At 70.1% G+C, this 12844-nt stretch carries 11 protein-coding genes; 7 read left to right on the top strand and 4 right to left on the bottom strand.

Annotated features, from left to right (window positions below):
• Window positions 1–7 precede the first annotated feature (7 nt).
• Window positions 8–844: an NAD(P)/FAD-dependent oxidoreductase gene (locus ABC271_RS16785; protein WP_412925978.1), complete on the bottom strand. Its 837-nt coding sequence runs from the start codon at window positions 842–844 to the stop codon at window positions 8–10.
• A gap of 50 nt (window positions 845–894) precedes the next feature.
• On the opposite strand from ABC271_RS16785, the gene ABC271_RS16780 reads away from it, so the two are divergent.
• Entirely contained in the window at window positions 895–1365 is a 471-nt protein-coding gene (locus ABC271_RS16780) for a helix-turn-helix domain-containing protein (RefSeq protein ID WP_412925977.1), read from the top strand.
• On the opposite strand, the gene ABC271_RS16775 is transcribed toward ABC271_RS16780, so the two are convergent.
• Window positions 1362–2217, bottom strand: a protein-coding gene (locus ABC271_RS16775) for an IS5 family transposase (protein ID WP_412926095.1) whose coding sequence is annotated in 2 segments (ribosomal slippage) — window positions 1362–1898 and window positions 1900–2217 — 855 coding nt in all. Because the reading frame shifts where the segments join, the coding sequence is not laid out codon by codon here. The two genes, ABC271_RS16780 and ABC271_RS16775, sit on opposite strands and share 4 nt — an antisense overlap.
• A gap of 124 nt (window positions 2218–2341) precedes the next feature.
• Window positions 2342–2929 carry a TetR/AcrR family transcriptional regulator gene (locus ABC271_RS16770; protein WP_412925976.1) on the bottom strand — a complete coding sequence of 196 codons (588 nt, stop codon included), beginning with the start codon at window positions 2927–2929 and terminating at the stop codon, window positions 2342–2344.
• A gap of 363 nt (window positions 2930–3292) precedes the next feature.
• Between ABC271_RS16770 and ABC271_RS16765 the strand changes: the two genes are divergently transcribed.
• The 4 genes from ABC271_RS16765 (at window position 3293) to ABC271_RS16750 (ending at window position 9793) form a co-directional block, all read left to right on the top strand.
• Window positions 3293–5536 (top strand): glycosyltransferase family 2 protein, encoded by a 2244-nt coding sequence (locus tag ABC271_RS16765; RefSeq protein ID WP_412925975.1) that lies wholly within the window; start codon window positions 3293–3295, stop codon window positions 5534–5536.
• Window positions 5533–7113, top strand: coding sequence for a chitinase (locus ABC271_RS16760; RefSeq protein WP_412925974.1), 1581 nt, complete (start codon window positions 5533–5535; stop codon window positions 7111–7113). Before ABC271_RS16765 ends, ABC271_RS16760 begins: the two co-directional genes overlap by 4 nt.
• Window positions 7114–7222: 109 nt before the next feature.
• Window positions 7223–8341, top strand: coding sequence for a serine hydrolase domain-containing protein (locus tag ABC271_RS16755; RefSeq protein WP_412925973.1), 1119 nt, complete (start codon window positions 7223–7225; stop codon window positions 8339–8341).
• Window positions 8342–8419: 78 nt separating this feature from the next.
• On the top strand, window positions 8420–9793 hold the full coding sequence (locus tag ABC271_RS16750) for an ATP-dependent DNA helicase (RefSeq protein ID WP_412925972.1): 1374 nt from the start codon (window positions 8420–8422) through the stop codon (window positions 9791–9793).
• Window positions 9794–9801: 8 nt separating this feature from the next.
• On the opposite strand, the gene ABC271_RS16745 is transcribed toward ABC271_RS16750, so the two are convergent.
• On the bottom strand, window positions 9802–10455 hold the full coding sequence (locus ABC271_RS16745; protein WP_412925971.1) for a biliverdin-producing heme oxygenase: 654 nt from the start codon (window positions 10453–10455) through the stop codon (window positions 9802–9804).
• 184 nt (window positions 10456–10639) lie between these two features.
• Between ABC271_RS16745 and ABC271_RS16740 the strand changes: the two genes are divergently transcribed.
• Both ABC271_RS16740 and ABC271_RS16735 read left to right on the top strand, forming a co-directional pair.
• Window positions 10640–11908, top strand: a complete 1269-nt coding sequence (locus ABC271_RS16740) for a serine hydrolase domain-containing protein (protein ID WP_412925970.1) — start codon at window positions 10640–10642, stop codon at window positions 11906–11908.
• A gap of 4 nt (window positions 11909–11912) precedes the next feature.
• Window positions 11913–12779, top strand: a complete 867-nt coding sequence (locus tag ABC271_RS16735; protein WP_412925969.1) for an EamA family transporter — start codon at window positions 11913–11915, stop codon at window positions 12777–12779.
• The last annotated feature ends 65 nt before the right edge of the window (window positions 12780–12844 follow it).

The raw sequence follows: 12844 nt of genomic DNA, 5'->3' as shown, positions 1-12844 counted from the left end.
TTGTGACTCACCGCGGCGCGGAGAGGCCCTGCACGATGGCGACGGCCGCCAGCTGCCCCGCCGCGATCGCCGCCGCGAGCGTCGCCATCGGCCCCGGGAAGTGATCGGGGTGGGCCATGTCGCCCGCCGCGAAGACGCGTTCCACGCTCGTGCGTCCGAACGGATCGATCCGCACCGCCCCGGACTCCTGCACTTCGAGGCCGAGTTGCGCCGCGAAGGGGGCCCGCTGCCGCGAGACGGGAGCGACGAAGGCGCCGGCGGCGTCGATGGTCGATTCGTCGTCGAGCACGATCCGCAGTCCGTCGTCGAGGCTCTCCGCCCGCACGACGCGCGCCGGGTCGAGGACGATGACCTCGGATGCCACCGGCAGGAGCATTCCGCGCAGCATCGCCGCGTGCGGCGATGCGTTGAGGACGGCCACCGGGCGACCGGCGAATTCATGGCCGTGGCAGAACGGGCAGTTGGCGACCCGATTGCCCCAGTTCTCCTTCAGCCCGGGGATGGGCGGGAGCTCGTCGGCGAGGCCTGTTGCCAGCACGACGTACTCCGCGCGGAGTGTTTCGCCCGCGACCTCGACGCGAACGCCGTCGGTCTCGGCTGCGACCACGGAGACCGCGGCATCCCGGATCTCCACCGTCGGATACGCGGAGAGCTCGTCACGGCCTCGGCCGCGCAGGTCCGCCGGTGCGGTGCCGTCGTTGCCGAGCAGATTGTGGGCGTGATCGACCGTCGCGTTCCGGTACTCGCCCGAGTCCAGCAGCAGGGTGCGGCGGTGCATGCGGCCGAGCGTGAGGGCGGCCTGGAGTCCGGCGGGACCGCCGCCGATGATGATGGCCTCGTACACGGGGGCTCCTTTCATTTGCGTTCGCGACCATCGTGTGACTTCATGTCGACATGAAGTCAAATGATCAAGCGATCGGCGACGCGGCGGGCCGGTTCGGGCTCGAGCCCCATGTGTTGCGGCACTGGGAGGACGCGGGGCTGCTGCACCCGACGCGCGACGCCGGCGGCCGCCGACGGTTCGGCGACCCCGACCTCGTCCGCATCGCGGTGATTCTGCGCAACAAGGCCGCGGGGATGTCGCTCGACCAGATCCGCGTGCTCCTCGACGAGGGAGCACCCGACCGACACCGCGTCCTCGAGGAGCACGTCGCGGAACTCGACCGTCGGGCCGCCGACATCGCGCAGGCCCGGGCGATGACCGAGCACGCCCTGCGGTGCCGTTCGCACGACATCACGGAGTGCCACCGGTTCCGCAGCCACGTCGCGGACGTGCTCGCGGGTCAGGCGGCATGGCTCGTCGTCCGCACCGAGCCGCCGCTGCCCGCGGCGGGCGACCCGTCTCGGCCGCACCCCGGCCCCTAGGCCGTGTTGATCAAGTCTGATTTGATCCAGATGAGCGTGGCGGCGAGGCTGACGGCGGCTCGGTAGCTGCGGAGGAGTTTGTCGGAGCGCATCGCGATGCCGCGCCACTGCTTGAGCCGGTTGAAGCAGCGTTCGACGACGTTGCGGCCCTTGTAGCGTTCCTTCTGCTGTTCGCCGAAGTCGATCGGCCGGCCCGGCTTCTTGCGGCGGTGCGCGACCTGGTCATCACGCTCCGGGATGGTCGCGGCGATACCGCGGTCGCGGAGCCAGGCCCGGTTCGCCTTCGACGGGTACCCCTTGTCGGCGAGCACCCGGTCCGGTCGGGTCCGTGGCCTGCCCTTCCCGTCGCGGGGGACGCGGATGTCCTCGAGTACTGCGGTCATCATCGTGGTGTCGTTGATGTTCCCGCCGGTGATCATCATCCCCAGCGGCCGGCCGCGACCGTCGCAGACCAGGTGCAGCTTGGTCGTCAACCCGCCACGGGAGCGTCCGATCCCGTGATCAAGCGGCTCGAACCACGGATTCTTGTGATTCGGCAGAGCCCCCTGTGTCCCGCTTCAGGGTCGCGCCGTGCTGATGCACACGAGCGATCGTGGAGTCGATCGAGACGACCCAGTCGATCTTCCCCGCGGCGTCGGCCCGCTTCTGCACCTCGGCCAGCAGCTTCTCCCAGGTGCCGTCCACGGCCCAACGGTTGAACCGCTTGTAGATCGAGTTCCACTTCCCGAACCGCTCCGGCACATCCCGCCACGGAGCCCCGGTGCGGTACTTCCACGCCATCCCCTCGACAGCCAACCGATGATCCGCCCACGGCCTCGACCTCCCGGACACCGTCGGCATCAACGGCTCCATCACGGCCCACACCTCGTCAGAGATCTCCTGTCGCGTCACCGCTCAAGACTCACCCACCGAGGAGCGAAACCTCTTGATCAACACGCCCTAGGGCCGCGCATCGGGGAGCGCGGCAGCGGTCAGATCAGTCCGTCGGGTCCGCGCGCGGGACATGACGGAGGAGTTCGGCGAGCAACTCCATCCCGGGTCGGATGTCGTGCTCGTCGAGGCTCAGTCGCTCGAACCACATGCCGATGGTGGCGCTCTTGACCAGCGCGACGAGGGCGGGGAATCCGCCCGGAAGGGTCGCATCGGCGCCGGCGCGCCACGGCTCGAGCATCTTCTCGCCGAACCCGGCCACGTCGCCCTGACCCGTCCGGGAGGTGACGGGTGCCGGGGCGCGGAGAGACTGCATCGTGATCTCGAAGAACGCCAGTTGCTCCTCCGGCGCGTACCTGCCCGAATCCTCGAAGAGCCACAGCAGCTGGTCGGCGAGATCGGGCGCCTGACCCGCCTGCCCCATCCGCTCGGCGATCCTCGCGAGGATGTGCTCGGCCACCGCCTCGAGGAGGTGACCCTTGGTGGCGAACCAGTAATGCAGAGCGCCGAGGGGGAGACCCGCCGCGTCGGTGATCCGGCGCGTCGTCGCCCCGACGATGCCCTCGGCGGCGATCACCTCTACAGCCGCCTCGATGAGCGCCTGCCGGGTGCCTCTCTCGTGCGCGTCGGGCATCGACACAGCATATTCTCGGTGGGCCCCGAAGCCTTTGGTCACCTGACCAGATCCGGCGAAGCGCAAGGTCGGCGCAAGATCGGCGCAAGGAATCCGCATTTCTGTCCCCGAGCAGGGTCGAACGGAGGCGGGAAACCGTCGATCGGGTGCAGTCTGATCAGCGGCCCGCCCCGAGCACGAACGCGGCGGCGAGCGGGCCATCGCGCTCGACCCGAACGGGCGCTCAGCGTCGGACTCGACCCGCGACGCTCAGGGGAAACCATGTCTCGATCGAACCGACGTCTGCGACAGCGCGTGGGAGCGCTCCCACACGTCCGTAGGCGGCAGTGGGGATCCGAGCGCACGCGCGTCCCCCTGCCCACCGTGCACACGAAGCCGTCTGCCGCGACCCTGGTGTGGGCTCGCGCGGCGATCATCGTCACCGTGGTCGCCTGGGCGGCCTACATCCTGACGACCGTCGTGCGGCAGCTCACGTCCTACGGCCCCGACGAGTACCTCCTGTCCGTCGAGGCGTGGCTGTATGCCGCGGTCGTGACCTTCCTCACCCTGTCGGCGCTGATGTACCTGGTCGCCCGAGAAGGTGCGCTCGGCCGGTTCCGTCGTCACACCCGCGCGGCGCGCGCAGAACTCGACCAGCACTTCCTCACCGGGCACGGTGACGGCCTCACCGTGCTCGTCCCCTCGTATGCGGAAGAGCCGTCGGTCATCCGCAAGACGCTCTGGTCCGCAGCGCTGCAGGAGTACCCCGACCTGAGGGTCGTCCTGCTCCTGGACGACCCGCCCTCGCCCACCGATCCCACCGACCGGGCACGGCTCGCCGCGACGCGCGCGCTCGCCGCCGGCATCCAAGCGGATCTCGAGGGCCCGCGATCGCTGTTCTCCGAGTCGCTCCTCACGCTCGAGCACGAGTTGCTGACGACGGGGCGGGCGGGACAGGACGCCGTCCGACGCGTTCACCTCGCCTACGCCGAAGCCGTGCGGTGGCTGCGCCACATGGCCGACACCGAGCCTCACGAGGATCATGTCGACACGTTCTTCATAGATCAGGTGCTCCGCGGCCTCGCGGACGATCTCGAGCTGACCGCACAGGCCCTCGGTGCCGCCCTGTCCGCCGGGCGAGCGCCGGAGTCGGACCGCCTCCTCGGTCTTCAGCGACGACTCACCCGCATCTTCACCGCGGACATGGCGGTCTTCGAGCGCAAGGCCTACGCCTCTCTGTCGCACGAGCCCAACAAGGCGATGAACCTGAATGCGTACATCGGCCTCATGGGCGGCCGCTACCGCGCGGAGCGCAACCCGCAGGGCACGCACCTCCGGCTCGTCTCGGGGGCCGCGGAAGCGGACCTCGTCGTGCCCAACGCCGAGTACCTGCTCACCCTCGACGCCGACTCCCTGCTCCTCCGCGACTACTGCCTGCGCCTGGTCTACTTCCTCGAGCAGCCCGGCAACGAACGCGTCGCCGTCACGCAGACGCCGTACTCTTCCTTCCGCGGTGCGCCGACCCGCATCGAACGCCTCGCTGGCGCGACGACCGACATCCAGCACATCCTCCACCAGGGCATGACCGCCCACGGTGCCACGTTCTGGGTGGGGGCGAACGCCGTCATCCGGATGGAGGCGCTCGACGACATCCTCGAGATCGAGTCCACTCCCGGTTTCGAGGTGCGCCGCTACGTGCAGGACCGCACGGTCATCGAAGACACCGAGTCCAGCATCGACCTCACTCAGCGCGGATGGACGCTCGTGAACTACCCCGAGCGCTTGAGCTACAGCGCGACGCCCCCGGACTTCGGCTCGCTCGTCGTCCAGCGCCGCCGCTGGGCGAACGGCGGGCTGCTCATCCTCCCCAAGTTCCTCGCCCAGGCCCGAGCGCGACGCCGCACCGACAACCCGGTGCGGCTCACCGAATGGCTCCTCCGCGTGAACTACATGGCTTCGCTCGCGTGGGCGAGCGTCGGACTGGTCTTCCTCCTCGCGTTCCCGTTCGACAGCGCGCTTCTCAGTCCGCTCGTGGTCCTCGCCGCCCTGCCCTACTTCCTGTCGCAGGCCAGTGATCTCCGCAACACCGGCTACCGACGGCGGGACATCTTCCGGATCTACGGCTTCAACCTCATCCTGCTCCCGGTGAACCTCGCGGGCGTCCTCAAGTCCGTCGAGCAGGCCCTCACCGGGCGCAAGATCCCGTTCGCGCGGACGCCGAAGGTCCGTGACCGAACGGCGACGCAGCTGCTCTACGTGGTCAGCCCCTGGGCGATCCTCATCTTCTCCGTCGTCACCGCGTGGTGGAACGCGTCGGCGCAGAACTGGGGCACCGCCGCCTTCGCCGGGTTCAACTCCCTCTGCGCCGCCTGGGCGATCGTCGAGAACATCGGCGTACGCAACTCCCTGGTCGACGTGTGGCTCGGCCTGACGGACTGGATGTGGGTGCCGGTCGCGTCCGGCCCGGCCGCGCACCCGTCGGCCGGCATCGAATTCGACTGGGAGGCCGCTCTGTACCACGGGTACCCCGCGGTGGGCGACCGCGCGACCGTGCAGACGACACCCCCGGAGTTCGAAACGGAGGCGCGCCCCGTCGTGCCATCGACGAGCGATCTCGGCATCCGATGAACTCCCGCGTCAGTTATGTCTCCCCGCCCGCCCCGGGACCCCACCACGGCAAGCGTCTGTCGCCGTGGCGTGTGATCGCGGGACTGGCCGTCGTCGTGGTCGTCGCCGCCGGTGCGGTCACGGGATACCGATTCCTGGTGGCCGACCAGGCGCGCGCGGACGTCCCGGCGCCCTGGTTCGCCGGGTACGTCGACGTCACCGCGACCCCCGCGTACGACTTCGAGACCCCGCGTCACGACGAGAAGCGCGATGTCGTGCTGTCGTTCGTGGTCGCCGCCGGTGCGGACGAGTGCACTCCGTCCTGGGGAACCGCGTACTCGCTGGACGGCGCCGGTGACGACCTCGACCTCGACCGTCGTATCGCCCGGCTGCGCCAGCACGGAGGCGATGTCGTCATCTCCTTCGGCGGTGCGGCCAACAGCGAGCTGGCGACCGTCTGCGCCGACGTCGACACCCTTCGTGAGGCGTACGCGGATGTCGTCGACCGGTACGTCGTCGCGAGCATCGACCTCGACATCGAGAACGACGACCTCGCGGATCGTGTGGCCGGGCTCCGGCGTGCGCTCGCCGTGGCCGACCTGCAGCGCGAGCGCCAGGCGAGCGGGCACCCGCTGGCGGTGTGGCTCACTCTGCCCGTCTCCGAGCGGGGTCTGACGGACGACGGCCGCGCCGCCGTGGACCAGATGCTCGACGCCGGGGTCGACCTCGCCGGCGTGAATGCCATGACGATGGACTACGGGACCGACCTCGGTGGCCGGAGCATGGCGGACGTCTCCGAGCATGCGCTCACCGCCGTGCACGATCAGCTCCGCGACACGTACGCCCACGCCGGCCTCTCGCTCAGCGACGCGACCGCGTGGGCGAAGGTCGGCGCGACGCCGATGATCGGGCAGAACGACGTCGAGCAGGAGGTGTTCGGTCTCGACGATGCGCGACAGCTGAACACCTTCGCCGTCGCCCAGGGGTTGGGCCGACTGTCGATGTGGTCGCTGAACCGTGACCGGACGTGCGGCGAGAACTACGCGGACGTCCGTGTCGTCTCGGACGCGTGCAGCGGCGTGGAGCAGGGCGACGCCACCTTCGCCGCCCTGCTGGGGGCGGGCTTCACCGCGTCGGCGCCCGCCACCGACGTCGCGATGCCCACGCCCGTCTCACCCGCGCCGACGGACGACCCCGCCCGCAGTCCTTACCCCGTGTGGGCTTCGGCCAGTACCTACCTCGCCGGAACGAAGGTCGTCTGGCACGGCACCGTGTACGAAGCGCGGTGGTGGACCAGGGGCGCCCAGCCCGACGACCCTACGGTGGCGGCGAGCGACTCGCCGTGGACGATCATCGGGCCGGTGCTCGTCGGGGAGAGCCCTCAACCCCAACCGACGCTGCCCGCGGGACTCCTGCCCGCGTGGGATGGTGCCGCCGTGTACACGGCCGGGCAGTGCGTCGAACTCGAGGGGGCGGCGTTCCAGGCCAAATGGTGGACGCAGGGCGACAGTCCCGCCGCCGCGTCCACGGACCCGGGCGTATCCCCGTGGATGCCGGTACCCGCCGGCCGCGTCGGTGGGGATCAGGCGGTCTGCTGAGCGGGCGGTCCGCTGCCGTGCTCGGGAGAGCGCGGCTGGCAGTATCCTCGACCTGCCGTCATCGGGGGCGGCGGTGTGCCATCGGGGGCACTGTCACAAGGAGGATGCCGTGAACTCTGTCCAGGGTCGGGTCCACCCCGACTACGAATCCGTCCGCGAGCGTCTCGCGGAGTTCTCCGCCGCCGACCCGGACTACGGGGCACAGCTGTGCGTCGTCATCGGTGACGACGTCGTCGTCGACCTGTCCTGCGGGCCGGGGGCGGAAGCGATCACCGGGGTCTACTCCGTGTCGAAGGGGGTGGCGGCGACCGTGATGGCCCTGCTCCTCGGCGAGGGTGCCCTCGATCTCGACCGCACGGTCTCGCACTACTGGCCGGAGTTCGCGGCGGCGGGAAAGGGCGAGATCACCGTCCGTCAGCTCCTGTCGCACCAGGCCGGGCTCCCGGCCACGGATGACGGCATCCGTCCCGAGGACGCGATCGACTCCCGCGCGGGAGCAGAGCGGCTCGCCCGTCAGCGGCCGCTGTGGCGACCCGGCAGCACCTTCGGCTATCACTCGATCACGATCGGCATCCTGATGGAGGAACTGGTCCGCCGCATCACGGGTGAGGAGCTGCAGGACGTCTACGAATCCCGGATCCGCGCCCCGCGCGACATCGACTTCTTCCTCGGTCTGCCGGACGATCAGTCTGCTCGGTACGTCGACCCGCGCCCGGCCGCGAACGACGTCGTTCCCGGTCCGGGCCCGTACGACAACCTGTTCGCCGCCGCGATGGGCAGCCTGGGTCGCCCGGGTGATCCGATCCTGGCGGGGTTCGGTCCGCATTCCGTCGCGGTGCGGCGCCGAGGGACCGCCGCGGCCGGTGGCGTGGGATCCGCGCGCGGCCTCGCCCGGCTGTACGCGGCGACGCTCGGTCACATCGGCGCTCCGATCGCCCCGTCGGACACGTTCGCGGAGATGGCGCAGGTGCAGGTGCGCGGTCGTGACGTCGTCCTCCACATCCCCATGAGCTTCGGAATCGTCTTCATGAAGCCCCACGCGGACATGCCGTTCGCGAGTTTCCGTGCGTTCGGTCATGACGGCGCGGGTGGCGCGATCGCCTTCGCCGACCCGATGTACGACATGGCCTTCGGCTACATCCCCACCCGGATGACGAACCCCGGGGGAGTGGACGCCCGGGCGATCGAGCTCTCCCGGTTGGCGCGGGTGGCGGCGGGTCGGGCGTAGCCGTTCCCTGACGCCGGATACCCGGGGTCATCCACATCGCTCCCGCCCCCGGCACCCGTCGCGAACTACCATGAACCGGTGACCACGCCTCCCCTCTCGCCCGAGCAGCAGGCGCTGTTCCGGCTGATCGAGGACACACGGGAGCACGTGTTCGTCACGGGCCGCGCGGGCACGGGCAAGTCGACGCTGCTGCAACACCTGGCGTGGAACACGCAGAAGCAGATCGCCGTATGCGCACCCACGGGTGTCGCGGCGCTCAACGTCGAGGGGCAGACGATCCACTCGCTGTTCCGGCTGCCGATCGGGCTCATCGCGAACGGCGACATCGAACAGAACGACGCGACGCGCAAGCTCCTCAACGCCATCGACACGCTCGTCATCGACGAGATCTCGATGGTCAACGCCGACCTGATGGATGCCATCGACCGCTCGCTCCGTCAGGCACGGGGTCGTCGCGCCGAGCCGTTCGGCGGGACGCAGATCGTCATGTTCGGCGACCCGTACCAGCTCGCGCCGGTCCCGCCGCGGGGGGACGAGGCGCGGTACATCCGCGACCACTACCGATCGTTCTGGTTCTTCGATGCGAAGGTGTGGTCGGGGGAAGCGTCCGGCGACGGGCTCATCGACATCGGTCGGCACGGCGCCGACCTGCACGTCAACGAACTCGTCGAGATCCACCGGCAGTCCGACCCGGGCTTCAAGACGTTGCTCAACGCGGTGCGCTACGGGCGTGTGACGGCCGAGATGGCGGGCATCCTCAATTCCGCGGGTGCCCGCACGCCCCCTCATCCGGACGACGGAGAGCACCCGATCATCACGCTCGCGACCCGCAACGATCGCGTGAACGAGATCAATCGCCGCCACCTCGAGGAGCTGGTCGGCCGCACCCAGACGGCGAACGCCGAGATCTCGGGCGACTTCGGGCGGGGCGAGGCCAATTACCCGGCGGAGCTCGCGCTCACGCTCAAGATCGGCGCGCAGGTGATGTTCCTGCGCAACGACTCGGCGCAGTTCGGCGAGGCGCCGCGGTGGGTGAACGGCACGATCGGCACCGTCACCCGCATCGCCGGTGACAGCGTGCGCGTCGATGTCGACGGGATCGAGCACGATGTCGAGCCGGCGGTCTGGGAACGCTATCGGTACGCCTACGACCCCGGCACCAAGAACCTCTCGCGCGAGATCGTGGCCGAGTTCACGCAGTTCCCGCTGCGGCTCGCGTGGGCCGTGACCATCCACAAGTCACAGGGGAAGACCTACGACCGCGCCGTCGTCGATCTCGGCGCCGGGGCGTTCGCGCCCGGGCAGACGTACGTGGCGCTGAGCCGGCTGACCTCGCTGGACGGGCTGTATCTGTCCCGCCCCCTGCGTCCGAGCGACATCCGCGTCGACGAGGACGTGCGGCGCTTCATGAAGCAGGCATGGCTCGGTCGCCAGCAAGCGGCTGAGGCCTGACACCGCCCTCAGGCGACCTGGGATGCTTTCGCGCGGACGAGGTCCGCGCACAGCTCGGTGGTGAAACGGTAGGCGACGAGCACCTCATCGATGACACGCGTCTTCTCGTCGTCGTCCCAGGGGGCGGCATCCAGCTGTTCCCGGTAGACGCGCTTGAACGCCGTCGGGTCGGCGATGTCGGCGAACAGGTACAGGCCGATCCCGTTCGTCTCGAAGCCGAACCGGCGCTGCAGGAGTCGCCCGATCGACGGCCCGCCGGAGAGGTCGCCGAGGTAACGCGTGTAATGGTGCGCCACGAAACCGCCCGGCCACCGCGCGGCATGGTGGCGGATGCGCGACACGTAGGCCTGGGTGGTGGGCAGCGGGGCGACCCGCTCGCGCCAGTCGGGGCCGACGAGGAATTCGAGGTCGGCGGCGATCGCGGGGAGGCGGGTGAGCTTCTCGCTCAAGAACACCGCGACGACCGGGTGATCGCGCAGCGAGTCGGCGCCGGCCTCGAGCGCCTCGTAGATGAACCACTGCTGGATGACGTGGGAGATGTAGTCCTCCCGCGTGCACGCGCCGGTGACGAGGCCGACCAGGAAGTCCGTGAGAGGGGATGACGTGTTCGCCGCGCTCGACCGCTCGCGCAGGGCGGCGGAGAACGAAGCGACGGCGGCCATGCGGACATCATACGCAAAGGGTTAGGGGAACCTAACTCCCCGTGGACACGTGGTGCCGAGAAAGGGCGGCAACCGTGATGCAGACGTGACTCCGGCGGGGCGCAAGCGGACGCTCCGATTGTTCAGCGTGTGTTTGAATTCTTCGAGTGCACGCTTCGTCGCGCGCGGAATCGTGGGGGTAGAGATGCGGGGTTGGCGCCGATCAGCGGCCATCGTGGTCGCGGGAGCCAGCATCATCGCGGTCGCCCTGTCCGGATGCACGCCGCAGGCGTCGGCATCCATCGACGTGCCCGAGCAGGTGCAGTCCTCCCTTCCGGATGACACCGTCACGCAGTTGCGGGATGCCGTCACCTCGGCGATGGCGATCACCGGTTCCACCGGTGCCATCGTCGGCGTGTGGGCGCCGTGGAGCGGCACGTGGGTGTCGGGCCTCGGAACCCAGGGCCCGGGCGGCGCCGAGGTGACCGCCGACATGGGTTTCCGCGCGGCCGATGTGACGCGTGCCATGACGTGCGACATCGTCTACGAGCTCGCCGCGGGCGGCACGTTCTCCCTCGACGACGCGGTGTCCACCTGGGTGAGCGGTCTCCCCGGGTACGACGACATCACGCTGCGCGAGCTGTGCGATGGGACGTCGGGTCTCGGTGCCTACCAGGCGACCCTCGCGAACCAGGTGCTGACCAACCCCGATCGCGCCTGGAGCGACCGGGAACTGATGGCCTACGGCATCGCCAGCCCTCGTCTCAACGCGCCGGGGGCGGCGTTCGCCGGCTCCGACACGAACTACCTCCTGGCGGGCATGGCCGTCGAACGCGCGACCGGCGAGAAGCTCGACGACCTGATCGCCGAACGCGTCGCCGGCCCACTCGGGCTCGACGCAACCTCCCTTCCCGGGCCGGCCGCGGCGGCACCATCGGCCAACGCGCTCAACGGTTACTGGTCGCTGCGCGGGGGTGACGGCGCGTGGAACTGCACCGACCCCGCCGACTTCACCGTCACGTCGGCGAGCTTCGGCGCCGGTGACTCCGGCGTCGTGACCGACATCACCGATCTCGGTCGCTACGCGCAGGCGCTCGCGACCGGTGCGCTCCTGCCCGACGGCAACGACCGATTCTCGGCCCCCGTGCCGGTCAGCGCCGACGCGCCGACGTGGTTCACCGCCGCCGGCGGCGCGTTCCAGGCGGGCTCCCTCATCGGCCAGTACGGATCGGCGCCGGGGTACATCGTGGGAGCGTTCGCCGACCCCTCCACGGGCATGTCCGTCGCCGTGGTGCTGAACAACTCGGGCGCCAGCGACATGGCGGGCGCCTGGCTCGCGTGGGAGCTCGCGGCGATCGCATCGAAGGCTCCCGCTGCCGACGGCCGAACGGTGCCCGAAGCGGGTCTGCCGTGGACCGCGCAGCAGATGCGCGACAACCTCGGCACGATCGCGATCTGCCCTCCCGCCCAGTGATGCGATGAGGCGGTCCGGTCAGGGGCCGGCCGCGGCCCTCGTGCTGGTCGGGCTCGCCTGCCAAGAGGTCGGGGCGTCGTTCGCCGTCATGCTCTTCCCTCACGCGGGGCCGCTCGGCATCGTCATGCTGCGCCTGGTGTTCTCCGCCCTCCTGCTGCTCGCGATCGCGCGGCCCCGACTCCGCGGGCACAGCGCCGCCGCGTGGCGGTCGGTCGTGTGGTTCGGTGTGGTGCTGGCATCCATGAACGGGCTGTTCTACCTCGCGCTCGAGCGGCTTCCGCTGGGCGTCACGGTCACCATCGAGGTGCTCGGGCCCCTGACGCTGTCGATCCTCACGGCCACGGGCGTCGCCCGATGGCTGTGGGTCGGTCTGGCGCTCACGGGGGTCGTCGCCCTCGGCGCGGGCGGATGGGACCGCCTCGACGCCCTCGGCGTCGTCTTCGCGCTCGGCGCGGCGGCGAGCTGGGCACTGTACATCCTCGCCTCGGCCCGCGCGGGCCGGGAGTTCCCACGCCTCGACGGACTGGCGCTCGCGATGACCGTCGGGGCGGTGATCTCGCTGCCGTTCGGGATCGCCCAGGCGGGGGCCGGGCTGCTGCGGTGGGAGATCCTCGCACTCGGCGCCGCCGTCGCGGTGCTGTCGTCGACGATCCCGTACGCACTCGAGCTCATGGCCCTCCGACGCCTGCCGGCGTCGGCGTTCGCGATCATGATGAGCCTCGGCCCGGCGACGGCCTCGCTCGCGGGCTTCCTCCTGCTCGGTCAGCACCTGTCGTGGCTCGAGATCGCCGGCATCGGTCTCGTCATCGCCGCGAGCATCGGAGCGGTCAGGGCGGCCTCCCGTCGCGCCGCGGTCGAGCCGGTCGGCTGAACGGATGCCACGTCCACCCGCCCCGCGCCAGTGGCATCCGCCGTTTCCTTTCCGGGGGTAGAACG

This window comes from Microbacterium canaveralium (assembly GCF_047238045.1).
Lineage (GTDB): Bacteria > Actinomycetota > Actinomycetes > Actinomycetales > Microbacteriaceae > Microbacterium.
The sequence above is the reverse complement of the archived record's forward strand: the minus strand, read 5'-3'. Positions and strand labels throughout refer to the sequence as shown.